General features: G+C 76.0%; 20 protein-coding genes and 1 pseudogene. 14 read left to right on the forward strand and 7 right to left on the reverse strand.

What is annotated here, in order from left to right:
- Positions 1 to 101 precede the first annotated feature (101 nt).
- Positions 102 to 1,427 carry an alpha-amylase family glycosyl hydrolase gene (locus G1H19_RS22015; protein ID WP_152730369.1) on the forward strand — a complete coding sequence of 442 codons (1,326 nt, stop codon included), beginning with the start codon at positions 102 to 104 and terminating at the stop codon, positions 1,425 to 1,427.
- Positions 1,428 to 1,461: 34 nt separating this feature from the next.
- Here the strand turns inward: G1H19_RS22015 and G1H19_RS22020 are convergent, their stop codons facing one another.
- The 5 genes from G1H19_RS22020 to mftR form a co-directional block, all read right to left on the reverse strand.
- Positions 1,462 to 1,908, reverse strand: coding sequence for an SRPBCC family protein (locus tag G1H19_RS22020; protein ID WP_163638875.1), 447 nt, complete (start codon positions 1,906 to 1,908; stop codon positions 1,462 to 1,464).
- Positions 1,909 to 2,220: 312 nt separating this feature from the next.
- Entirely contained in the window at positions 2,221 to 3,438 is a 1,218-nt protein-coding gene (locus G1H19_RS22025; protein ID WP_162393271.1) for an HNH endonuclease, read from the reverse strand.
- A gap of 518 nt (positions 3,439 to 3,956) precedes the next feature.
- Positions 3,957 to 4,856: a 4-hydroxy-tetrahydrodipicolinate synthase gene (gene dapA, locus G1H19_RS22030; RefSeq protein ID WP_162393272.1), complete on the reverse strand. Its 900-nt coding sequence runs from the start codon at positions 4,854 to 4,856 to the stop codon at positions 3,957 to 3,959.
- 25 nt (positions 4,857 to 4,881) lie between these two features.
- Positions 4,882 to 5,343, reverse strand: a complete 462-nt coding sequence (locus G1H19_RS22035) for an SRPBCC family protein (RefSeq protein ID WP_152730367.1) — start codon at positions 5,341 to 5,343, stop codon at positions 4,882 to 4,884.
- Positions 5,344 to 5,753: 410 nt separating this feature from the next.
- Entirely contained in the window at positions 5,754 to 6,353 is a 600-nt protein-coding gene (gene mftR / locus G1H19_RS22040; protein WP_152730366.1) for a mycofactocin system transcriptional regulator, read from the reverse strand.
- Positions 6,354 to 6,476: 123 nt separating this feature from the next.
- On the opposite strand from mftR, the gene mftA reads away from it, so the two are divergent.
- The 3 genes from mftA to mftC are packed head-to-tail and all read left to right on the forward strand — an operon-like array spanning position 6,477 to position 8,202.
- Positions 6,477 to 6,596, forward strand: coding sequence for a mycofactocin precursor MftA (gene mftA / locus G1H19_RS24790; RefSeq protein ID WP_174278099.1), 120 nt, complete (start codon positions 6,477 to 6,479; stop codon positions 6,594 to 6,596).
- Between the two features lie 14 nt (positions 6,597 to 6,610).
- Positions 6,611 to 6,982: a mycofactocin biosynthesis chaperone MftB gene (gene mftB, locus G1H19_RS22050; RefSeq protein WP_162393273.1), complete on the forward strand. Its 372-nt coding sequence runs from the start codon at positions 6,611 to 6,613 to the stop codon at positions 6,980 to 6,982.
- Positions 6,979 to 8,202: a mycofactocin radical SAM maturase gene (gene mftC / locus G1H19_RS22055; protein ID WP_162393274.1), complete on the forward strand. Its 1,224-nt coding sequence runs from the start codon at positions 6,979 to 6,981 to the stop codon at positions 8,200 to 8,202. The genes mftB and mftC overlap by 4 nt, the downstream gene beginning before the upstream one ends.
- Positions 8,203 to 8,307: 105 nt before the next feature.
- On the opposite strand, the gene G1H19_RS22060 is transcribed toward mftC, so the two are convergent.
- A complete protein-coding gene (locus G1H19_RS22060) occupies positions 8,308 to 8,787 on the reverse strand; it encodes a pyridoxamine 5'-phosphate oxidase family protein (RefSeq protein WP_152730365.1) in 480 nt (159 codons plus the stop codon).
- A 56-nt stretch (positions 8,788 to 8,843) separates the two neighbouring features.
- Between G1H19_RS22060 and mftE the strand changes: the two genes are divergently transcribed.
- Entirely contained in the window at positions 8,844 to 9,557 is a 714-nt protein-coding gene (gene mftE, locus G1H19_RS22065) for a mycofactocin biosynthesis peptidyl-dipeptidase MftE (protein WP_162393275.1), read from the forward strand.
- A 191-nt stretch (positions 9,558 to 9,748) separates the two neighbouring features.
- Here the strand turns inward: mftE and G1H19_RS22070 are convergent, their stop codons facing one another.
- Positions 9,749 to 10,033 carry a hypothetical protein gene (locus G1H19_RS22070; protein ID WP_152730364.1) on the reverse strand — a complete coding sequence of 95 codons (285 nt, stop codon included), beginning with the start codon at positions 10,031 to 10,033 and terminating at the stop codon, positions 9,749 to 9,751.
- 1,362 nt (positions 10,034 to 11,395) lie between these two features.
- Between G1H19_RS22070 and G1H19_RS22075 the strand changes: the two genes are divergently transcribed.
- The 9 genes and pseudogenes from G1H19_RS22075 to G1H19_RS22115 form a co-directional block, all read left to right on the forward strand.
- Positions 11,396 to 12,889: a hypothetical protein gene (locus G1H19_RS22075; RefSeq protein WP_152730363.1), complete on the forward strand. Its 1,494-nt coding sequence runs from the start codon at positions 11,396 to 11,398 to the stop codon at positions 12,887 to 12,889.
- A gap of 190 nt (positions 12,890 to 13,079) precedes the next feature.
- Positions 13,080 to 14,684, forward strand: a complete 1,605-nt coding sequence (locus G1H19_RS22080; RefSeq protein ID WP_407647166.1) for a methyl-accepting chemotaxis protein — start codon at positions 13,080 to 13,082, stop codon at positions 14,682 to 14,684.
- Positions 14,685 to 14,830: 146 nt separating this feature from the next.
- On the forward strand, positions 14,831 to 16,297 hold the full coding sequence (locus G1H19_RS22085) for a purine-cytosine permease family protein (protein WP_202925963.1): 1,467 nt from the start codon (positions 14,831 to 14,833) through the stop codon (positions 16,295 to 16,297).
- Positions 16,298 to 16,310: 13 nt separating this feature from the next.
- Positions 16,311 to 16,427: pseudogene (locus tag G1H19_RS24795) on the forward strand (type II toxin-antitoxin system Phd/YefM family antitoxin); the annotation flags it as partial.
- A gap of 303 nt (positions 16,428 to 16,730) precedes the next feature.
- Positions 16,731 to 17,342 (forward strand): membrane protein YczE, encoded by a 612-nt coding sequence (yczE, locus tag G1H19_RS22095; RefSeq protein WP_162393277.1) that lies wholly within the window; start codon positions 16,731 to 16,733, stop codon positions 17,340 to 17,342.
- A gap of 47 nt (positions 17,343 to 17,389) precedes the next feature.
- Complete coding sequence (gene mftF, locus G1H19_RS22100; protein WP_174278097.1) at positions 17,390 to 18,847, forward strand: mycofactocin biosynthesis glycosyltransferase MftF; 1,458 nt, start codon at positions 17,390 to 17,392, stop codon at positions 18,845 to 18,847.
- 101 nt (positions 18,848 to 18,948) lie between these two features.
- A complete protein-coding gene (locus G1H19_RS22105) occupies positions 18,949 to 20,391 on the forward strand; it encodes a sigma-54-dependent transcriptional regulator family protein (RefSeq protein WP_235928214.1) in 1,443 nt (480 codons plus the stop codon).
- Positions 20,392 to 20,486: 95 nt separating this feature from the next.
- Positions 20,487 to 21,725 carry an MFS transporter gene (locus G1H19_RS22110; protein ID WP_235928215.1) on the forward strand — a complete coding sequence of 413 codons (1,239 nt, stop codon included), beginning with the start codon at positions 20,487 to 20,489 and terminating at the stop codon, positions 21,723 to 21,725.
- A 159-nt stretch (positions 21,726 to 21,884) separates the two neighbouring features.
- A partial coding sequence (locus G1H19_RS22115) for a methyl-accepting chemotaxis protein (RefSeq protein WP_163638878.1) occupies positions 21,885 to 23,105 on the forward strand: 1,221 nt, incomplete at its 3' end.

Raw genomic sequence — 23,105 nt, forward strand, 5'->3', positions numbered from 1 at the left:
CGTCCGCGCTACGTCCACCGCGCGGGCGACCGGGCGGTCCGGGCGCGGGGTCCGTAGCGTCGTCCCGGCCGTGGTGGACGCCGGGGCGGGAGAGGTGGCACATGCCGGACTGGGTCGAGCACGTCGTGTGGTGGCAGCTGCAGCCGCTGCAGTTCACCGGTGCGCCGCCCGCCGCGGACGGCGAGCTGGTGCACCGGCTGCGGCACGTCGAGGGCTGGCTGGACCACGTCGTCGAGCTGGGCTGCTCGGGGATCGCACTCGGGCCGGTGTTCGCGTCGGAGACCCACGGCTACGACACCGTCGACCACCTGCGCGTCGACCCGCGGCTGGGTGACGGCGACGACCTCGACGCCCTGCTGCGGGCCGCCCACGACCGCGGGCTGCGGGTGCTGATGGACGGCGTCTTCCACCACGTCGGCCGTTCCCACCCCGCGTTCGCCGCCGTCCTGGAGCAGGGGCCGGGCGCGCCGACCGCGTCGTGGTTCCGGCTGCGCTGGCCGGCGGGGGAGTGGCGGCCGGGGGTGCAGCCGGACGCCGACGTGTTCGAGGGGCACGGCGCGCTGGTGGCCCTGGACCACGGGCAGCCCGCGGTCGTCGACCACGTGGCGCAGGTGATGACGCACTGGCTGGACCGGGGTGCCGACGGCTGGCGGCTGGACGCGGCGTACGCCGTCCCGACGTCGTTCTGGGCGCAGGTGCTGCCCCGGGTACGGGCGGCGCACCCGGAGGCGTACGTGGTGGGGGAGGTGATCCACGGCGACTACGCCCGGATCGTGGCGGAGTCGGGGATGGACGCGGTCACGCAGTACGAGCTGTGGAAGGCGGTGTGGAGCTCGCTGGAGCAGGCGAACCTGTTCGAGCTGGCGCACGCGCTGGACCGGCACGACGGGTTCCTGGGGTCGTTCGTGCCGCTGACCTTCGTCGGCAACCACGACGTCACCCGGATCGCCAGCCGGCTGGACGACCTGGGCCGGCTGCCGCACGCCGTCGTCGTGCTGTTCACCACCGGCGGTACGCCGTCGGTCTACGCCGGTGACGAGCAGGCCTTCCGCGGCGTCAAGGAGGACCGGGCCGGCGGGGACGACGCGGTGCGGCCCGCGTTCCCGGCGGGTCCCGCGGAGCTGTCGCCGCTGGGCGCGGGCACCCAGGCGCTGCACCAGGAGCTGATCGGCCTGCGCCGCCGGCACCCCTGGCTGCACCGCGCCCGCACCAGCCGGGTGCACCTGACGAACACCCGGTTCGTCTACGAGGCGGCCGCCGACGGGCAGCGGCTGCTGGTCGCGTTGTCCCTGGACGAGTCACCCGCCGTGCTGCCGGCCGCCGGCGCGACCGCGGTGCTGGCCGGTGTCGGGACGCTGCGGGACGCCGGCACCGGTCGCGCGGCGGTGGAGCTGCCGGCGCGGGGTTGGGCGGTGCTGGGGGTCTGAGGTCCTGCTGGTCAGGGGTCTTAGGTGTTCCTGGTCAGGGGGCAGGGGCCTGCACCAGCACACCACCCAGGGCCATGGCGACCTGCCGGCAGAGTTCCGGACTGGCACTGGCGTCCACCGACCATGCGGCAGCGTCGCGACCGGAGACGAGGCACGGGTCCGGGTCGTCCAGCCGGGCGGCCACCTCGTCGTCCCGGACCTCGGCCGACGGCCAGATGCTGATCATCGCGGTCCTGCCGTCCTGGGTGGTGCACAGCGCCTGCTCGAGGGCGGGCGGTGCGTCCTGTTCGTCGAACGAGGGGCACTGCACGCCGCGTTGCGCCAGGTCGCCGTTCACGGCGTTGATGCCGGCGGGAACGGCGTAGGACTGCGTCCCGTCCAGCGATGGGATCTCGGACTGGCTGGCAGGGATGTAGGCGGCGTCGTTGTGGTCGGGTGTCTGTTCGCTGCAGCCGGCGGTCGACACGGCGACGGCCGCCATGGAGAGGAGCAGGGCGCCGCGAGTCCGGCGACTGCTCCGCTCGGGTGGCCCATGGTGGTGCCGCCGGACGACGTTCGGGTCGGTGGGAACGGGGCGTGCGCTCGCGGCGGTCACGGCACTCCGATCGGGGCACACGGCACTGACGGCTCTCGCGCGCTCGTCGCGCGCACGTGAGTGGAGGATCCTCGCTGCCGTGACGTCGGCGCCAGCCCACAGCTGATCGGGGGACATGTGGCAAGCGGTGTCCCGACCTGTGGCCGACGTCAGGGCGCGCAGCGCGGTGGCCATGGACCACCGCGCTCCGGTGAGCGGTCAGGTGACGGGCGGTCCGATGTGGATCTCGGTGCCGTCGGGGCGGTAGGTGTGCCATCGGTGGCCGGGTGGTGCGGTGTCGTCGCGGTGGATGCGGTAGCCGTGGTGGACCTGGGCGTGGTGGCGTTCGCAGAGCAGGGCGGAGTTGTCCAGGGATGTCTCGCCGTCGTGGAGTGCCCACTCCAGGAGGTGGTGGACCTCGCACCAGTGGGTGGGTGCGGTGCAGCCGGCGAAGATGCAGTGCTGGTCGCGGTGTTCGACGGCGCGGCGGATGTGTGGCGGGACGATGCGGTGGGTGCGGCCCACGTCCAGGGGGAGCCCGTCGGGGCTGAGGACGATGCGGGTGATCTGTGCGTCGCAGGCGAGCCAGCGGGCGCGGGCGGCGGAGATGACGGCGCCGAAGCCGGTGCGGGCGGCGCCATGGCCGGTGGTGGGCTCGACGAGGTCGTCGAGGTCGATGGTGACCACGACCTGCGGTTTGTGGGAGCGCAGCACCGGCAGGTGCCCGGATGCGAGTTGGTTGTCGGCGAGCTGGACGAGGGCGTCGCCCTGCTGCTGGGAGCGGGTGCGGGTGTCCCCGGCGGGCCGGTTGGCCTGCTGGATGGACTCCAGGGCGGCTTTGACCTTCTCGCCGCCGACCGCATCTAACTCGAACCGGCCCGACACGCTGCCGTCGCCGTGGGTGGACATCGACAGGCGGCGGCCGTCTGTGGGGTCGGGTTCGGGTCCGTCGGGGTCCAGAGCGTGGGTGAAGGCGGTGACCGCGGTGGTCAGCACGTCGTGGGGGCGGGTGGCGGCGATGACTGCCCAGGCCTGGTCGAAGGGGCCCATGTCGATGTGCTGCTCGGCGGCGCGGGTGAGGCGGGCCGGGGTCACGGTGTCGGCGATGACGGTGACCTGGGCTGCGGTGACGTGCCCGTCGGCGTAGGCGGCGGCGACGGCTGGCAGGTGGTCCAGGGCCCGCCCGGCCTTGACCAGGCTCGAGGCGGCAGCCGTCGAGTAGTGGGCGTGTCCGCGCAGCCACGAGGCCATGGTCCGCATCCCGTCGTACTGGGCGGCCCCGGTGGCGTCGGCGTGGTGGACGGTGCGGGTGAGTTCGGCGCCGACCCGGTTGAGCAGCTGCACCAACTCCGTGCAGCGTTCCAGGACCGCACCGTCGGTGAGCTCGTGCAGGTCGTCGGTGGTCAGGGCGTCGATGGCGGACCGGATCTCGCTCACGACACCTCCCCATGTGTTCGAACTGGTGTTCGAATTCTAGCGCACTCGACGCCATGTGGCCAGGTGAATGCCCAGCTCAGAGCCGGGTCTTCTCCGGGATTGGCCCAGAGAGACATGGGGAGGTTCGCCGCCGAGCCCAGGACGCCGGCCCGCCCCCGGACGAGGACCCGGCCGGCCGGCGCGCCCGTGACCTGAGCCCGAAGACGCCAAGGTGCTCGCGGCCCGGGGGTGGAGCCGAGGACGCCGGCCCGCCCCGTGATAGGCGATCTCAGCGCTGAGCCGGGCCACGCGGCCGCGCCTGGATGACGACCCGGCCGGTTGGCACGCCGCGGCCCGGCGCTGGGTCCTGCTCCGTCACGCGCCACGGCTGACCGTTCCCCCACCAGGACGACGTCCAGCCCTCGTCCCGGACGTCGATCTCCAGTCCCCGCTCCCAGCAGCGCCGGGCAGCGTCGTCGGGGTGGAGCCCGACGACGTCGGGTGCCAGTGGGTCGTCGGTCACGGGGCGCCCGCCCTGGTCAGCCCGCGAGCAGCCCGGCGGCCACGAGCCCGGCGCGCACCTCGCGCACCTCGTCGTCGTCCGCGGCGGCCTGGGGCAGGCGCATGGTGGCGCTCGGCAGCAGGCCGAGCAGGGACAGGCAGAGCTTGGAGCGCAGCGCGCCGTTGCCGCTGCCGTTGACCAGGTCGACGGCCGGCAGGGCGGCGAGGAAGGCGGCCCGCGCGGCGGCGGGGTCGCCGGCCTCGAACGCGGTGATCACCTGGGCGAGCTGGTCGCCGACCAGGTGGGCGGCCATGCTGACCAGCCCGACGGCGCCGACGGACAGGAACGGCAGCAGCAGGCCGTCGTCGCCGCTGTACCAGTCCAGGCCGGTCTCGGCGATCAGCCGGGTGGCGGTCTGCAGGTCACCGGCGGCGTCCTTGACCGCCACGACCCGCGGGTGCTCGGCCAGCCGGGCGACGGTGTCCGGGGCGTACCGGAGCCCGGACCGCGCCGGCACGTCGTAGAGCATCACCGGCAGCCCGGTCGAGTCGGCCACCGCGACGGTGTGCTGGAACACGCCCTCCTGGGAGGGTCGCGAGTAGTACGGCGTGACCACCAGCAGCCCGTGCGCGCCGGCCTTCTCCGCGTGCTCGGCCATCCGCACGGCGTGCTGGGTGTCGTTCGAGCCGGCACCGGCGAGCACCACCGCCCGGTCGCCGACGGCGTCGACGACGGTGCGCACCAGGTCGGCCTTCTCCTGCGCGTGCGTCGTGGGCGCCTCACCGGTGGTGCCGTTGACCACCAGGCCGTCGTTGCCGTGGTCGACCAGGTGCACGGCCAGCTCGGCCGCGGCGTCCAGGTCCAGCGAGCCGTCGGCCCGCATCGGCGTCACCATCGCGGTCAGCAGGGACCCGAACGGGCGAGAGGAGTCGCTCACGCGCTGAGGCTAGCCTCAGCGCAGCTCAGGCCTCGGCGATCCGCTTGACCGCGTCGAGCGTGGCCGGGATGCCCTCGTGCGCCGCGCGGGTGCGCTCGGCCACCTGCTGCGGGGCCTGGTCGCCGTAGCGCTCGACGAAGAACTCCTGGCCGCGGGTGAGGAACTCCCACGTCTCGGTCAGCAGGGTGCCGCCGTCGGCCGGCTCCATCAGGAAGCCCCAGCGCACCAGCGTGCCGCCCACCACCCAGGCGAACTCCCGGCCGCGGTCGGCGACCACCACCTGGCTGCGGGTGTCCCAGCTGCGCTCCGGCGTCTCGTTGTGGCCGGTGAACCAGTCGCCGACCGCACCGCCCGCGCCGTCCTCCCACCGGCACTCGCGGCAGATCGGGCTCCACTCACCGGTGCGGGTCACGTCGGACACCAGGTCGTACACCGCCTCCGGCGACGCGTGGACAACGACGGACGCGCGGTGGGTGAGGCTCTCCATGCCGCCAGTCTGCGCCGCCGTGCGCCCGGCGCGGTCACCCGATCGTGGGCTCCGGGCGCCGACCCGGGGCAGCGGGTCGCGCACCGTCTCGCACAACCGCGCCTGGACCCTGTCCGTGACCCGAGGGGGGCTTTTGGCCACCCTGAGGCACTGGCCGGCGATCGGCCGGGAGCCAGGCGCTTGTGGCCGGCTGCGGGCCAACGCGACCCCCTTCGTCCCGTGCCTCCGAGTCGCGGCTCGGTCGCAGTGGCCCGGAAGCGGCCACATCGGGGCGCATATGGCCGGTTGCGGGTCGATGTCCCTACGCACCCACGCCTGCTGTGTTCCCAAGGACCTGTCAGACCCCCGTGGCCATGACGCGGTGCTGCCCGCACGACGGTGACCGCCCCCACCGTGCCGCTGACCGCCCGTCAGCCGGGCGGGCCCTCCAGCGCCGGGAAACCGCCCGCCAGCTCGTCGAAGGCCTCGTGCAGGGCGACGGCGAGGGACACCGTCTCGTCGGCCAGCCAGGTCTGGAACGCGGTGGTGGCGGCGGCACGGGTGGTCGCGGCGACCAGCCTCGGCACCAGCGACCCGGCAGCGGCGCCGGTCCGGCGGGCCACGTGTTCGGCCACGACCCGGTCGACGTCGGCGTAGCGGGTCTGCGAGTGCGCCAGCAGGGCCGGCTCGGTGAGGATCAGCCGCATCCGCTGGCGCAGCAGCGGCAGCTCGTCCTCGGCGTAGTCGTTGACCTGCACGTAGGCCGCGCAGATGGAGGCCAGCACGTGCTGGTCGCCGTCCCCGGCGGTGAGCAGCTCGTCCAGCCGGACGACGTGGGCGTGGAAGTCGCCCCACACCGCGTCGGCCTTGGTGGGGAAGTGCCGGAAGAAGGTGCGCCGGCTGATCCCGGCCGCGTCGGCGACCTCGTCGCTGGTCACCTGCTCGTACCCGTCCCGGCTGAACAGCTCCAGCGCGGCCCGCTCGACCCGGGCGCGGGTGTCCCCACGACCGTCGGTCACCACCTCGGTCATGGCCGCCATCGTCCACCCGGCGGCCCGGCACCCGGCGTGTCGCCGCCCGGCCTTGCCGGTGGCACCCGGTGCCACTAGCGTTCCCGGCGTCCGATCCGTGACCCAGCTCACCGGAGGCCCCCCGTGCCCGAGTCCGACCAGACCGACGCCCAGGTGGAGACCCAGCACGCCGCCGAGGAGGTGCTCGTCGAGGAGTCGCTCGTGGAGGAGGTCTCCATCGACGGCATGTGCGGGGTGTACTGATCGACGGTGCCGCCGTGGCCTCCCCGGCCGCACCGGCGGCCGGGGAGTCCGCGCCCTTCGACCCCGACCTGCCCTGGCAGCGGGCCCGGTCGGTCGCGCTGCGGCCGGAGCCGTTCGGCGCGCTCGTCTACCACTTCGGCAACCGGAAGCTGTCGTTCCTGAAGTCGAAGCTGCTGGTCAGCGTGGTGGAGAGCCTGGCCGACCATCCGTCGGCCACGGCCACGCTGGTGGCCTGCGGCGTCCCGGAGGCGCAGCGCGGCGCCTACGTGAAGGCGCTGGCCGACCTCGTCCGCTCCCAGATGATCGAAGCGAGGGCCCCGCTGCCCCCCACCGCTCGCAGGCTCCCGGCGGGCCCCTGCAGCGGGGCCGGACTGGAGGAACTGTGACCGCCGTGCTGCCCACGCGACCGGAACGGCCCGTCGGCGGGCGGTTGATCGACCAGTTCGAGTACGGCCTGGACGCCCCCATCTGCCTCACCTGGGAGCTCACCTACGCCTGCAACCTGGCCTGCGTGCACTGCCTGTCCTCCTCCGGACGGCGCGACCCGCGCGAGCTCTCCACCGCCGAGGCCGAGGGCGTCATCGACGAGCTGCAGCGGATGCAGGTCTTCTACGTCAACGTCGGCGGCGGCGAGCCCACGGTGCGCCCGGACTTCTGGCACCTGCTCGACTACGCCATCGGGCACGACGTCGGCGTCAAGTTCTCCACCAACGGCATCAAGCTCACGAAGGCCCGCGCCGAGCAACTGGCCCGCACCGACTACGTCGACGTCCAGATCTCCCTGGACGGCGCCACGGCCGAGGTCAACGACGCCGTCCGCGGCACCGGCTCCTTCGCCACCGCCACCCGCGCGCTGGCCAACCTGGCCGAGGCCGGGATGAAGGACACCAAGGTGTCCGTCGTCGTCACGCGGGAGAACGCCGGCCAGCTGGACGCGTTCAAGGCGCTCACCGACTCCTACGGCGCGCAGCTGCGGCTGACCCGGTTCCGGCCCTCCGGCCGCGGCGCCGACGTGTGGGACCAGCTGCACCCCACGATGGCCCAGCAGAAGGACCTCTACCAGTGGCTGCTGGCCAACGGCGAGAACGTGCTCACCGGCGACTCGTTCTTCCACCTGTCCGCGTTCGGCGAGGCGCTGCCCGGGCTGAACCTCTGCGGCGCCGGGCGGGTGGTGTGCCTGATCGACCCGGTGGGCGACGTGTACGCCTGCCCGTTCGCCATCCACGAGGAGTTCCTCGCCGGGAACGTGCGCTCGCCGGGCGGCTTCCAGCGGGTGTGGCAGACCAGCGAGCTGTTCGCCGACCTGCGCAGCCCGCAGACCGGTGGCGCCTGCACGAAGTGCGCGCACTTCGATGCCTGCCGCGGAGGCTGCATGGCCGCGAAGTTCTTCACCGGATTGCCGCTGGACGGCCCGGACCCGGAGTGCGTGCAGGGCTACGGCGAGACGGCGCTGGCCGCCCGGGACGCCAGCACGGTCACCCCGCGCAGCCACCTGGACCACTCGCACACCGGTCCGGTGCGCGGCCAGCCGACGATGCTCGGCATGCCCGGCATCCCGGTGAAGATCTGCGATGAGTCTCCGCTGGCCGGCGCCGACCTGCGCTGAGTGTCATGCGGCGTCCGGGCTCACCACCGTCCGGCCGGGATCACCAACGCTGGTGAACCCGGCCGGACGGTGATCAGCTGAGCTGATCACCGCTGAGCGGGACGCTCAGTGCAGGACGACGGTCTCGTTCTCCCCGCCGGAGTAGCGCTCGCCGGTCACCGTGGCCTTGGCGAAGCTGAGCGCGGTGGAGACCCGGCCGGGGGTGTCCCAGTACTCAGCGGTCTCGCCCTCGACCTTGATGAGCACCACGCTGTCGTCCTCGGGGCCCTGCGGCAGCCAGGCCGCGGCGCCGGCGTTCCACAGCTCCTCCTTCTTCGCCGGGTCGTCGACGATGACGGCCGTGCCGGCGACGGACACCCAGGTGCCGGACGAGCCGACGCTCACGTTCACCTGCGGGTGCATCGCCAGGGTGGCCACCGGGCCGGAGTCGCGCTCGGCGAAGAACCAGAGGTCACCGTCGAACTCGACCTCCTGCAGCGCCATCGGCCGGCTGCCCAGTCGCCCGGTCTCGTCCCGGGTGGTCAGCATCGCGATCTTCTCGCCCTTGATGAGCTCGGCTACCTTGCGGGTCTGGTCGGTGGTCATGGTCGACCTGTGCCCCGCCCTCCGCCGGGTTACACGGTCGAGGGAAGGGGGGACCGGTGGACGGCGCGGCGCCGCGCGACCGGCAGCTGGGGTGGGCCCGCTGGCCGGAGCTCACCGGGGAGCCCCTGGTCGTCGTCCCGCTCGGGTCGGTGGAGCAGCACGGCGCGCACCTGCCGCTGGCCACCGACACCGCCGTCGCCGCCGCGGTGTCCCGGGCCGTGGTGCCGGCGCTGCCGGACGCGCTGCTCGCCCCGCCGCTGGCCTACGGGGCCAGCGGTGAGCACGAAGGCTTCCCGGGCACGGTGTCCATCGGCACGGCGGCGCTGACCGCGGTGCTGGTCGAGGTCGGCCGGTCGGCGCTGCGCTGGGCCGGGCGGCTGCTGGTGGTCAACGGGCACGGCGGGAACCTGGACGCGCTGCGGGCCGCCGTCCCGCTGCTGCGTGCCGAGGGCCGGGACGTCGCCTGGGTGCCGTGCGCCGTGCCCGGTGGCGACGCCCACGCCGGGCGCACCGAGACGTCGCTGATGGTGCACGTGGAACCAGCTGCCGTGCGCCTGGAGCACGCGGAGCCCGGCGTCACCACCCCGGTGGCCGAGCTGCTGCCCCGGCTGCGCCGGGAGGGCGTCCGGGGCGTGAGCCCCGGTGGGGTGCTGGGCGACCCGGCGGGGGCCTCGGCCGCGGAAGGGGCGGCCCTGCTGGACGCGATGGTGGCCCGGGTGCTGGCCGCAGCCACCCGCTGGCACGTGGACGGCGACGGCCGGCTGCGCTGAGGTCGCCCGGCCCGCTCCCCCGATCGGGGGACGAACGTGGACGCCCCCTCGCTCTACGGTTGCTCAGCGTCACGACGCCCCGGCATGTGGGGCGCTCGACACCGCGCCTGCCGGGGGGCGCGCCGATGCTGGACCGAGGACGTGCAGCCTCGCGCGCACCCACTCGAGGAAGCGGACCCGATGACTGCTGCTCACCGCCGGTCTCGGCTGGCGCTGGGCCTGCTCGCGGCCACCGCCGTCTGGTCGAACGCGGGTCCCGCGGCCGCCGTCGTCGACCCCGCCGCGCCGGCCCCGACCTCGGCGACCACCGCGCCCGGCCAGTTGCTGCCCCCGGCGCCCCCGGGGAGCGTCCAGCAGCTCCCGCCGGGCGCCGTCTCCGGTGCCCCGCCCGCCACGACCGCCGTGCCCTCCACCCCGGCTGCCGAGGCCGACCCGGCCGGTACCGGCTGGAGCGTGCAGGACTCCGTCGTGCTCACCGGCAGTGTCGCCCTGCTCGGGGTCGGGGCCGCCGGCATCGCGCTGGCCCGCCGGCGCGCCCCGGTGACCGCGGGTGGGTCTCCCGTCCACAGGCCGGGGCTCCGCCGTCCGGGTGCGGCCGGGTCGACCTCACGCGGTTCGAGGTCGGGTGGGCCCGGGGTCGAGGTGTCCCGGCCGGCCCCGCTCGCCGAGCGGGTGACGGTCCGGCCGCGGCCCGCCGGACGGGTCGCCCGGTCCGCGCCCCCGGCCCCCCGTCCGGTGCCCGGGTCCCGCCCGCCCGTCACCCGCCGCCAGCCGGGACCCACGCCGGTCGGGGCCACGCCGGCCGGGAGCTCGCCGGTCGGGTCTGCGACGGTCGGACCCTCGCCGGACGAGCCGCAGCCGGTCAGGGCGCTGCCGGCCGAGCCGGCGGCGTCCGGGTCGCTGGCCGCCCTGCCGGCACCGGTGCCGCCACGGGCCGCGGCCACCGGACCGGCCGGTGCGCGGGGCATGCGGCCGGCCGCGCCTCGCCCGGCGTCGGTCCCCGCCCGCTCGACGGCCGCCCCGGGAGCCGGGGGTCTCGCTGATCGGGTCTCACCGGCACTGCCCGCCCGACCGGCGTCACCGGCCGGCGAGAGCTCGTCCGTAGTCTCCCCGGCCGGCCGGCCCCCGGTCGCGCCGGCCGCCGGCCGGCCGGCCGCACCGGTGGCCGCGCGACCACCCGCACCCGAGGCGACCTCAGGGGCGGGCGTGCCCGTCCACGGCGGCCCGGTGTCCGGCAGCCCGGTCGCTGGCGGCTCGGTGTCCGGCAGCCCGGTCCCCGGCGGCTCGGTGTCCGGCAGCCCGGACTCCGGTCGGCCGGCTGATGACCGCTTCCGGCCGGCCGCCCCTCGGCCGGCGACCCCGTCCGCCGGTCCGACCGCGGCGCGCCCCGCGACGCCGGGGACCCGCGGGGCGGACCGGCCCGCGGTCGCGCCGCAGCGGTCCGTTCCTGCCGTGCGGGTACCCAGCGCGGGCGTCCCGGCCGGCAGCTCCGGCCCGGACCGGTCCGCTGCTCGCAACGGCACCGAGCCGGGTGACGCCGCCACACCGGGCAACACGATCGACCCGCGCGCGGGTACCGCTCAGGGCAACTCGGGCTCGTGCGCGGACGTCGCCCCGGATCAGGGTCACGTGCCCGCGGACGACACGCGAGCCCACGACCTGGGCTCGCCGGGGGGTCGCTCACCGGTGGCGGATGTCGACGCGGGGCCGAGCGGCCCGATGCCGCCCGCGCCCCACCCGTGACACCGGTCGACCCGCCCCGGCGCCCCGCGCACCCAGGTCCGGCCCGGCGCCCCCCGTCCTCGGGCGCCGCCCCCCGGCCGGCCCGGCTCGACGTCGTGCCCGCGGCCGTGCTGGGCGGGCTGCTGCTCGTGTCCGGGCTCGTCGCCGTCCTGACCATCGGTGGCGGCTCGGCCGCGGCCGGGCAGGAATCGGCCTGGGTGCGGGTCGTCGCCACGGCCGCGCAGCAGGGTCGCTGGCTCCCCGACGACGTGTGGACCGGGAGCCCGCCCGGCGCCGTCCTGCACCTGACGGGCTGGGTCGCGGCCACCGGCGCTCTGGGCCGGCACGACGACGCCGTGCTCGCCGTCCGGGAGGCGGTCGTGGTCGCCCTGCTGGTCACCGTGGCGCTGGTCTGGTCGCTGGCCCGCCGGTTCGGTGCGACACCGCTGCTCGCCGCGGTCGGCGTGGGTGTGCTGGTGCTGGCGCCGGAGGCGGTGCTGCTGCACCGCACCGTGTCCGCCGAGGCCGTGGCGACGCCGTGGCTGCTGGCCGCCTGCTGCCTGGTCCTCCGTCCGGGGCGCGGGCCGTGGTCCCGGTGGGCCCCGGCCGCGGCCGGGCTGTGCGCCGGGGTGGCCGCGCTCACCGTGCCGGCCGTCCTGCTGCTGGTGCCCGTCCTGGTGTGGCTGCTGCGGCGGCACACGCCCGCGGCCCAGCGGGCGTCCTCGACGGTCACCCTGCTCGGCACGCTGGCCGTGCTGCTCGGTTCCTACGGCATGGTGGCCTCGGTGGCCCGGCTGGGCGGTGAGGCCACCGGCCTGCTCGCCGGCGCCGGCCTGCGACCCGCGGGTGCGGCGGGGCCGCTCGCGTCGTCGGTCGCCTGGTCGGCGGACCCGGTGCTGCTGGTCCTGGGTGTGGCGGGGGCACTGCTGCTGGTCGCCCAGCGGCCATCGGCCCGGCCGTTCGCGACCGCGCTGCTGGTGTGGGTGCTGGTCTGCGCCGTCCCGGGGCTGGTCGGGCCGGCCGGGTACGTGCTGGCCCTGCCGTTCCTCGCGCTCACCCTGACCACCGCCGCCGTCGAGGTGGCGGCCGGCCGGGTGCCGGCGGTGCGCCGGGCGGCCCGGGTGGCCCCGGCGGTGCTGGCCGGCTGCCTGCTGCTCGCGCTCGCCCCCGGTGGCCGCCCACCGTCGGTGGTGCCACCCGCGGCGCCGACGGCGACCGGCCGACCCGCGCCGGCCGTGGACCCCGCCCGGGAACAGCGGCGGGAGGCCGGTGCGGAGCTGGCCGGCAACACCGGCCTCCAGCTGGCGGCCGGGGCACGGGACCTGCTCCTGGACGGCGATGTCGACCCCCGGCTGCTCGTGGTGCTGCCCACCCTCGCCGCCGCCGGTGAGGTGGTGATCAGCGACTTCCCCGACCCCGACCGGCTGGGCCTGCACGAGGCGGCCCTGGTGACCGGCTTCGCCGGGGGGCCGGTGACCCGCCGGGGCGCGTTCGCCACCCTCGTCGAGGCACAGCGGCCGCCGTTCGCCGCCCGGATCACCTCCACCGTCGACGGCCTGCTGCTCAGCTGGCCCGGGCCGCCGCCGTCCGGGTTGCTCGGCAGCCCCTGACCGTCCCGGCGGATCGAGGCGCCCGGTGTCGACACGGCGAGTCGTGCGTGGCGGTCGACCCGGTGCCCGGTCACGTTCGTCCACCGGGTCCGCCGTTCGGGTCCCGTCCGACCGTCCGGGTGCCGATGCTGGGGGTGAGCGCCCGGAACCGTCCGGGTGCGCCGAGGACTCCCGTCCCCCCGTCCCTGGAGTGCCCGTGCGCATCACCTCGCCCGCTGCCGGCCGCGCCGGCTGGTTCGCCGACCGGTCGCTGTCGGCCAAGTTCGGCGTGCTCGCCGCGTCGATCGCCGTCTCGGCGACCGGCATCGTCGGCGCCTCGACGTGGGCCAGCAGCACGTCCGTCGACGTCGGGGACGAGCTGTCCCGGCTGCACGCGGCCAACTCCCTGGTGCTGCAGCTGGACACGCGGGCCAGCGAGCTCAAGGTCGACGCCTACGCCTCGCTGGCCAACCCGGAGCCGCAGTCGGAGGTGGCCAACGCGATCGACGACACCGCCAAGGTCGACGCCCTGCTCGCCGAGCTCGACGCCATCCCGCTGACCGGGGCCCCGGCCGAGGCGCGCGCCGCGCTGGACGCCTCGTTCGCCGACTACACGGCGGCGATGACCGGCTACGTGCAGAGCGCCGCCGCCGACCAGCCGGCCGCGGCCGCCCGCTGGGCGCAGATCCAGGAGGCCAACGACGTCACCGACGACGTGGTCGACGCCGCGAAGGAGGCGCTGGCCGCCGCGGTCGCCGAGGGCGAGGCTGCCCAGGACGACGCGGTCAGCACCGGGGCCCGCGCCAGCGTGCTCGTCGTGCTGGTCTGCCTGGTGCTGGTCGCGGCGGTCATGTTCTTCACCTGGCGGTCCATCGTCCCCGCGGTCCGCTCGCTGCGGCGGTCGCTGGACGCCATGGCCGACGGCGACCTGACCGTGGCCACGGACCTGGTCTCCGGCGACGAGATCGGCCGGACGTCGGCCTCGCTCAGCCGCGCGCAGGAGTCGCTGCGGGCGCTGCTGGCCTCTGTCGTCGCCTCGGCCGAGCACGTGTCGAGCGCCACCGCGGGCCTCGGCGAGTCCACCCGGCAGATGTCGGCGACCGCGCAGGAGACCAGTGCGCAGTCCGGCGTGGTCTCGGCCGCCGCCGACGAGGTGTCCCGGAACGTGGGCACGGTCGCTGCCGGCGCCGACCAGATGGGTGCCTCCATCCGGGAGATCAGCCAGAACGCCAACGAGGCCGCCCGGGTCGCGGCCACCGCGGTGGCCGAGGCCCAGGCCACGACGGCCACGGTGACCACCCTGGGTGCCTCGTCGCTGGAGATCGGCGACGTCATCAAGACGATCACCTCGATCGCCGAGCAGACCAACCTGCTGGCCCTCAACGCCACCATCGAGGCGGCCCGCGCCGGGGACGCCGGCAAGGGCTTCGCCGTCGTCGCCACCGAGGTGAAGGACCTGGCCCAGGAGACCGCCCGGGCCACCGAGGACATCGCCCGCCGGGTGCAGGCCATCCAGGGCGACACCACCGGTGCGGTGGAGGCGATCGGCCGGATCTCGGAGATCATCGGCTCGATCAACGACTACCAGCTCACCATCGCCTCCGCCGTGGAGGAGCAGACCGCGACCACCGCCGAGATGGCCCGCTCGGTGCAGGAGGCCGCGGCCGGCACGGGGGAGATCGCCGCCAACATCGTCGGCGTCTCGGCCGCCGCAGCGTCCACCACCGACGCCCTGGACCAGACCCGCACCGCCGTCGACGAGCTCGCCCGGATGTCCGACGACCTGCGCACCGCGGTGGGCCGCTTCCGGTACTGAGGCCCGGGCGGGGGAGGGGGCCGGGTCGGGCGCCGGGAAGAGCGCCGACCCTAGGTGACGTCGGGGCGTCGACGGGGCACACCCCCCTCCACGACGCACGGACGGAGCACCAGGTGGCGCACGCACCAGCGGGGAGCCCGCTCCCGGTGGACGGCCGTACGCCGTCCCCCCGGGTGACGGTGGAGACCAACGGCATCAACGTCATCGCCGAGCAGGAACGCACCGGCACCCCACGCCAGCTGTTCTGGCCGTGGTTCGGGGCGAACGTGAGCGTGCTCGGGCTCTCCTACGGCTCGTTCCTGTTCGGCTTCGGCATCTCCTTCTGGCAGGCCACGGTCGCCGGGCTGCTGGGCATCGTGGCCAGCTTCCTGCTGTGCGGGCTGATCGCCATCGCCGGCAAGCGGGGCTCGGCCCCGACGCTGGTGCTCAGCCGGGCCGCGTTCGGCGTGCGGGGCAACCGGGTGCCGGCGCTGCTGTCCTGGCTGCTCACCGTCGGCTGGGAGACCGCGCTCACCGCGCTGGCCACCCTGGCGACGGCCACGGTGTTCACCCAGCTGGGCTGGGGCGGGGGCACCGGCACCCAGGTGGTCGCGCTGCTGGTGGTGGCCGGTCTCGTGGTCGCCGGCGGCGTGCTCGGCTTCGAGGTGATCATGCGCATGCAGCGGGTGATCACCGTGGTCAGCGGTGTGCTCACCATGGCCTTCCTGGCCCTGGTGCTGCCCGACGTCGACTGGTCGGCGGTGACCTCGGCGCCCGCCGGGTCGACGGCGGTCTTCGTCGGCGCGCTGGTGTTCGTGATGACCGGCTACGGGCTGGGCTGGGTCAACGCCGCCGCCGACTACAGCCGCTACCTGCCGCGCAGCGCCTCCACCCGCGGCGTCGTCGGCTGGACGACGTTCGGCTCGGCGCTGGCCCCCGCCCTGCCGCTGCTCGGCGGGCTGCTGCTGGCCGGCTCCTCCCCGGAGCTCTCCGCGGCCGTCGGCGCCGACCCGGTCGGCGCGCTGGGTGAGCTGCTGCCCACCTGGTTCCTGGTGCCGTTCGTCGTCGTCGCGGTGCTGGGGCTGGTCGGCGGCGCGGTCATGGACATCTACTCCTCCGGCCTGGCCCTGCTCGCCGCCGGGGTGCGCGTCTCGCGGCCCGTGGCGGCCACCGTGGACGGCGTGCTCATGGTCATCGGCGCCATCTGGGTGGTGTTCGTCGCCAGCGGGGACTTCATCGTCGAGTTCCAGGGGTTCCTGATCACCCTCGGCGTCCCGATCGCGGCCTGGGCCGGGATCATGCTGGCCGACCTGCTGCTGCGCCGGCAGGACTACGCCGAGCCGGAGCTGTACGACCCGCGCGGGCGCTACGGCAGCGTGCAGCCGGTGCCGCTGGTGCTGCTCGCACTGGGCACGGCCCTCGGCTGGGGCCTGGTCACCAACGGCCTGGCCGAGTGGCTGGGCTGGCAGGGCTACCTGCTCGGGCCGGTCGGGCTCGGCGGCACCGAGGGCAGCTGGGCGTACGCGAACCTGGGCGTGCTGGTGTCCCTGGCCGTCGGCTTCCTCGGCACGCTGGCCGTGCGCAGCGGGGCGGTGCGGGCGCAGGAGGACCTGGTCAGCCCTGACCAGACGTGACCATCCAGCCCTCGTGAGCGACGAGGTCGTCAGCGTCTACGACGCCGAGACGCACCTGTCCCCACTGCTCGGGCGGGTCGAGGAGGGCGAGGAGGTCGTCATCTCCCGGCACGGCAGGCCGGTCGCCCGGCTCGTGCCCCTGCCAGGAGCAGGACGTGCGTGTCGAGCAACAGCCTCACTCGCCGTACCAGTCGCGCTCGCCCTGCTCGGTGGACTCGTCGACGTCGTCCGGGATGACGATGCCCCGGTCCTCCAGCCAGCCGGGTGTCCGCACCGGCCGGTCGGGCACCTGGTGTTCGTCACGGTGGACCCGCGCTGTCGCGCCTGCGACGTGCCCGTCCTGCCCGGCCGGTGACCGACCTGGCCGCCGAGCAGTCCAGTGACCCCGGGTGGACCGCTCCGGGCAGGCCACTGCGGCCGTAGCGTCGCCGGCGTGGTGCTCACCCGGCGGTTCGTGCAGCTGCTCCTCGGGCTCGCGCTCTACGGCGCCTCGCTGGCGCTGATGATCCGCGCCGACCTCGGTCTGGACCCCTGGGACGTGCTGCACCAGGGCCTCTCCGAGCGCCTGGACCTCAGCTTCGGCACCGTGTCGGTGCTCGCCGGCGCCGTCGTCCTGCTGCTGTGGGTGCCGCTGCGGCAGCGCCCGGGCGTCGGCACGCTGTGCAACGTGGTGGTGGTCGGCGTGCTGATCGACGTCGTGCTCGCCGTGCTCGACACGCCGGACTCCCCGGCCGGCCGCGCCGGGCTGCTGGTGGCCGGCGTGCTGCTCAACGCGGTGGCCACCGCCGCCTACCTCGGTGCCGCGCTCGGCCCCGGCCCGCGGGACGGGCTGATGACCGGCCTGGTCCGGCGCACCGGCGGCTCGGTGCGGGTGGTGCGCACCTCCATCGAGCTGACCGTGCTCGGCACCGGCTGGCTGCTGGGCGGCACCGTGGGCATCGGCACCGTGCTGTACGCCGTGGCGATCGGCCCGCTGGTGCACCCGCTGCTGCCACTGTTCGCCGTGCGCACCGCACCCGCCGCGGCGGCCGTCCCGGCGTCGTGACCCGGCCCGCCCGCGGCCGGGCGGGCGGCTGTGCTCTGCTCGTCGCCGTGCCCGCCGCCAGCCCCGCCGTGCCGCCGTGCCCGCTCGACCGGCTGCCGGACGGGACCGCCGTCCGGCTGGACCCCCGCACCCGCCGCCGGGACGGCGACACCGTGCTGCTCGGCGGCTCCCCGCTGCGGCTGCTGCGGCTGTCCCCGCGGGCCCGGGCGCTGCTCGCCACCGACCGGCTGGTGGTCACCGACGCCGCCACGGCCGGCCTCGCCGCCCGGCTGCTGGACGGCGGGCTGGCCCACCCCGATCCCGGGCCCCGGGCGGGCACGGACGACGTCACCGTCGTCGTGCCGGTCCGCGACCGCACCGCAGGCCTCGCCCGCCTGCTCGCCGCCCTGCGCGCCGACCCGGGCACGGCCGGTGTGCCCGTCGTGGTCGTGGACGACGGCTCGGCCGACCCCGCCGCCGTGGCCGCGGTCGCCGCGGCAGCCGGGGCGCGCGTGCTGCGGCACCCGTCGTCCCGGGGGCCGGCGGCGGCCCGCAACGCGGGCCTGCGGGCGGCGGACACCGCCGCGGTGGCCTTCCTGGACTCCGACTGCGTGCCCGCCCCCGGGTGGCTCACCCCGCTGCTGGGCCACCTGGCCGACCCCCGGCTGGCCCTGGTGGCACCCCGGATCACCGGCCTGCCCACCGCCCGGGCGGGCCGGCTGACCCGCTACGAGGGCGTGGCCAGCGCGCTGGACATGGGCCCGCACCCGGCCCCGGTGGCCCCGCACACCGCCGTCGCGTACGTGCCGAGCGCGGCGCTGGTGGCCCGCCGCACGGCCCTGGGTGGCGGGTTCGACGAGCAGCTGCGCGTCGCGGAGGACGTCGACCTGGTCTGGCGGCTGGCCGCCGCCGGATGGCGGGTGCGGTACGAGCCCGCGGCGGTGGTCGCCCACGAGCACCGCACCGAGCCGGCTGACTGGCTGCGCCGGCGGGCGTTCTACGGCACCGGGGCAGCCCTGCTGGCCCGGCGGCACGGGGACGCGGTGGCCCCGCTGGTGCTGGCGCCCTGGGCCGCCGCGGCCTGGGCACTGGCGCTGCTGGGCGGACGGACCGGTGCGGGCGTGGCCGGGGGCGTGGCCGCGGTGTCCTCGGTGCGGCTGGCCCGGCGCCTCGCCGTCCCCGGCCGGCCGGCACCGGTCGCGCTGACCGCGGCACTGACCGCCCGCGGGCTGCTGACCAGCGGGCGCACGCTCGGCCGGGCGGCCACCCGGCACCACTGGCCGCTCGCCGTCCTGCTGCTGGGGGCCGGCCCGCGGGCCCGGCGGCTGTTGCTGGCCACCGCCGTCGTCGACGCGGTCGCGGCCTGGGTCCCGCACCACCGGGCGATCGGGCTGCTGCCCTTCGCCGCGGCCCGGCGGCTGGACGACCTGGCCTACGGCGCCGGCCTGTGGCTGGGTGCCTGGCGTGCCCGCAGCGTGCGGGCGCTGCTGCCGGCCCGGCCGCGCACCACCGGCCGCCCCGGCTGAGCGGCCACCCGCGCCCCGGCGGACCAGGGGGTGCTGGCGGAATCCTCCAGGACGGGTCACGATGAGGGTGAGATGAGCCACAGCAGCCGCGACGACGCCCCGTGGCCCCGCTGAACCCGTGGCTGGCGCTCCCCGACGGGGCGCCCAGCCCCGTGATCACCCGCCGGCTGCGCGCCGCCCACGAGGCGCTGGTGACCTCCGGTGACCTGCCGCGTGGCGGGCAGGTGCGCTCGGTGGTGCTCGACTCCTGGCGCCGCGCCCTGGGCAGTGGGGTCGACCCGGACGGCGGCCCGCCCCCGGTCGACCTGACCGACGACGAGCTGATCGCCTACCGGGACGCGCACCCGCTGGCCGCCGTGATGCCGGTGATCCGCCGGCTGCTGGTCGCCGACGCGGAGGCCGACCGGATGATCGTGGCGGTCACCGACGCGAGCGGGCGGATGCTCTGGGTGGAGGGCGACCACGCCCTGCGCAGCCGGGCCGCCGGCATGCACTTCGTCGAGGGGGCCCGCTGGGGCGAGGACGTCGCCGGCACCAACGCCCCCGGCACCGCGCTGGCCCTGGACCACGCCGTGCAGATCTACGGCAGCGAGCACTACCGGCGCACCGTGCAGCCGTGGAGCTGCTCCGCCGCACCCGTGCACGACCCGGTCACCGGCGCGCTGCTGGGGGCCATCGACGTGACCGGCGGCGACCACGTGGCCAGCCCGCACGTGCTCACCCTGGTGCGGGCCACGGTCGCGGCCGCGGAGTCCGAGCTGCGCTGGCTGCACCACGAGCAGCAGCACCGGTCGGTGCCCGCCCCGCCGCCGCTGCGCCGTCCTGCCCCGCTGCTGGAGGTGCTCGGTCGCGAGCGGGCCCGGCTGACCCTGCCCCCGGGGCCCGCCCTGTCCACCGCCCTGCCCCCGGGTCCCGCCCTCTCCACCGCCCTGCCCCCGGGTCCCGCCCTGTCCACCGCCCTGCCCCCGGGTCCCGCCCTCCTGCCGGACGCCACCCGTGCCGGTGGTCGGGTGGAGCTGTCGGTGCGGCACTCCGAGCTGCTGCTGCTGCTGGCCGAGGCCGCGGTGGCCGGCGAGGGCCGCACCGCCGACCAGCTGGCCGCCGAGGTGCACCCCGGTGCGGCCGCCGCGGTGACCGTGCGGGCCGAGCTGTCCCGGCTGCGCCGGCTGCTGGGGGACGAGGTCGTCGGCTCCCGGCCCTACCGCCTGCTGGGTCGGCTGGACAGCGACCTGGACCAGGTGCGCCGGCTGCTGGTCCGCGGTGCCACCGCGCAGGCGCTGGAACGCTACGCCGGACCGGTGCTGCCCCGATCGACGGCGCCGGGGGTGGTGACGGCCCGGGAGCGGCTGGGCGCGGCGCTGCGGCACGCGGTGCTGCGCAGCCGGCGGCCCGAGCTGCTGCTGCGCTACACCCGGCTGCCCGAGGTCGCCGACGACGTCACCGTGTGGCAGGCGTGCCTGGACAGCCTGCCCACCAGCTCGCCCCGCCGGGCCGCCGTCGCCGCGCACCTGGTGCGGCTGCGCGGCCCGTCCCGCCCCCGCTGACCGGGCCCGGTCGACCTGACCGGGCCCCGTCGACCTGACCGGGCCGATCCGTCGGCGCGGGAATGGTCGTGGGCGCCGTGCCCTTGGCCCCTGCTGTGAGCTCCTCCCCGCCGGTGACCTCGGCGACCACCCCGGCCCGGCTCGACTCGGGTCTGGCCCCGCTGCCCACCGCGCGGCTGGTGCTCGCCATCGGCTCGCTGGCGCTCGGCGGCTTCGCGTTCGGCACCACCGAGTTCGTGACGATGGGCCTGCTGCCGGACATCGCCGCCGGCGTCGGCATCGACATCCCCACCGCCGGTCACCTCATCTCCGCCTACGCCCTGGGCGTGGTGGTGGGCGCGCCCACGATCGCCGCGCTGGGCGCCCGGTTGCCGCGCCGCGCCCTGCTGGTCGGCCTGATGGCCGCGTTCCTCGCCGGCAACGTGCTCACCGCGATCGCCCCGGCCTACGGCTCGCTGCTGCTGGCCCGGTTCGTCGCCGGGCTGCCGCACGGCGCCTACTTCGGCGTCGCGTCGCTGGTCGCGGCCGCCCTGGTGACGCCGGACAGGCGGGGCCGGGCGGTGAGCTCGGTGATGATCGGGCTGGCCGCGGCCAACCTGGCCGGGGTGCCCGCGGCCACCTGGCTGGGTCAGACGGCGGGCTGGCGGGCCGCGTTCTGGGCGGTCGTCGGGCTCGCCGCGCTGTCCATCGTCTCGATGGTGGCGGTGGTGCCGGGCACCCCCGGCAACCCGGACGCCGGCGTCCGGCAGGAGCTGGGGGCACTGCGCCGCCCGCAGGTGCTGCTCACCCTGCTGGTCGGGATGATCGGGTTCGGCGGCATGTTCGCGATGTACACCTACATCGCCCCGCTGGTCACCGACGTGACCGGGCTGAGTGCCGGGTCGGTCCCCCTGGTGCTGCTGGTGTTCGGCCTGGCCGGGGTGCTCGGCACCGCGCTGGGCGGCCGGCTCGCCGACATCGCCGTCTTCCGCTCGCTGGTCGGCGCGCTCGTGGCGGTGGGGGTGCTGCTGGCGGTGCTCGCCCTGGTGGCCGAGCACCCGGTGGCCCTGGTCGCTGCCGTGTTCGGCGTCTCGATGGCCACCTCGGTGCTGGTGGTCAACCTGCAGATGCGGCTGATGGAGGTGGCCGGGGACGCGCAGATGTTCGGCGCCGCGCTCAACCACGCCTCGCTCAACCTGGCCAACGCCCTGGGTGCCTGGCTGGGCGGGCTGGTCATCGCCGCCGGCCTCGGCTACACCGCCCCCAGCCTGGTGGGCACCGGGCTGGCCGCCGTCGGCCTGGGTGTGCTCGCCGTCTCCGCGGTGCTGCGCCGCCGGGACCCCGCGGACGGCTGAGCCGGCCGGCCGCGCTGCGACGTTCGACGGAACCGAGCGGTCCGGTGGGAGTTCGACTGTCGGATCGGGGGTCCTGGACCGAAAGGACAGTGGCCGGGCGAGGTGCCCGGCCCGGTCCGGTGCCCATCCGGTCCCCGTCCACCGCTCCCCGGAGGAACCGTGTCCGTCGCGCCCCGACCCGCCCCGTCCGACCCCGGCTCGGCCGGTCACCCGGGTGGGATCAGCAGCCGGCTGGGCCTGCGCAGCCGACTGCTGGGCGCGATCCTCGTGCTGGCCGTGGTCACCGTGGTCGTGACCGGGCTGGGTGTGGCGAGGATGGCCGCGCTCAGCGAGCGTGCCGACCAGGCGTACAGCGAGGGCACCGTTCCGCTGGACACGTTCCGGGCCATCCAGGTCGACTGGTGGGTGTACGTCGCCTCCACGGCGCGGTCCAGCCTCCCGGGGGTCCCGCCGCAGGCGGTGGAGGCCGCGAGGCAGCAGGCGCAGGGAGCCCTGGCGAGCATCGACGCCGGCGTCGCCCGGCTGCAGGAGACGGAGCTGATCCCCGCCGCCGACGAGCAGCTCGAGCGGTTCATCACCAATCGCGCTGACTACCTCACGACCTTCGACGCCGTACGTGCGGCCGTGGCCGCCGGCGACGTGGCTGCCCGCGGTTCGTCGATCGCGGCGCTCGACGGGTTCCAGGCCGAGACCACCGACGCCCTCGTCCAGGCGGCCACGGTGCTCGGGCAGCACGCCGCCGAGGCCACCGAGGCGGCCCGCAGCTCCTTCGAGGCGGCGCGCACGCTCACGATCGCCGTGGCCGTCGTCGGACTGGCCGCGGCGCTGGTGCTGGCCCTCGCGGTGGCACGCAGCGTCATCCGGCCGGTGGAGGACATCCGCACCGCGCTGGACCGGGTCGCCGCCGGTGACCTCGCGGCGCGGGTGGTGGTCCGCCGGGACGACGAGCTGGGCGCCGTCGGGCGGGCGCTCAACTCGACCGTCCAGTCGCTGGCCGACGTGATGCGCCTGGTGCGCTCGTCGGCGGCCGGCCTGGCGGCGTCGTCGGCGGCCATGGCCCAGACGGCGACGGCGATGAGCACGAACGCCGAGGCGGCCGCCACCCAGGCCGACCGGATCTTCACCTCCGCCGGGGAGGTGGCGATGAGCGTGGACACGGTCGCGGCCGGGTCCAGCGAGATGGAGGGCGCGATCCGGGAGATCTCCAGCAACGCCAACCAGGCCGCCACCGTGGCCCGGCGCGCGGTCGAGGTCGCCGGGGCCACCACCACCACGGTGGCGAAGCTGGGCGAGAGCTCGGCCGAGATCGCCCAGGTGGTGAAGGTGATCACCGCGATCGCCGAGCAGACGAACCTGCTGGCGCTGAACGCCACCATCGAG

The sequence above is a fragment of the Goekera deserti genome (assembly GCF_010685995.1).
GTDB classification, from domain to species: Bacteria; Actinomycetota; Actinomycetes; order Mycobacteriales; family Geodermatophilaceae; genus Goekera; species Goekera deserti.

Coding starts and splice junctions, on each gene's coding strand:
- G1H19_RS22020 (WP_163638875.1), bottom strand. CDS start 1,908: ATGGCGGCCGTCGCCGTGTCGACCGCCGGCTGCAGCGAACAGACACCC.
- G1H19_RS22015 (WP_152730369.1), top strand. CDS start 102: ATGCCGGACTGGGTCGAGCACGTCGTGTGGTGGCAGCTGCAGCCGCTG.
- mftR (WP_152730366.1), bottom strand. CDS start 6,353: ATGACCGAGGTGGTGACCGACGGTCGTGGGGACACCCGCGCCCGGGTC.
- G1H19_RS22035 (WP_152730367.1), bottom strand. CDS start 5,343: ATGGAGAGCCTCACCCACCGCGCGTCCGTCGTTGTCCACGCGTCGCCG.
- G1H19_RS22060 (WP_152730365.1), bottom strand. CDS start 8,787: ATGACCACCGACCAGACCCGCAAGGTAGCCGAGCTCATCAAGGGCGAG.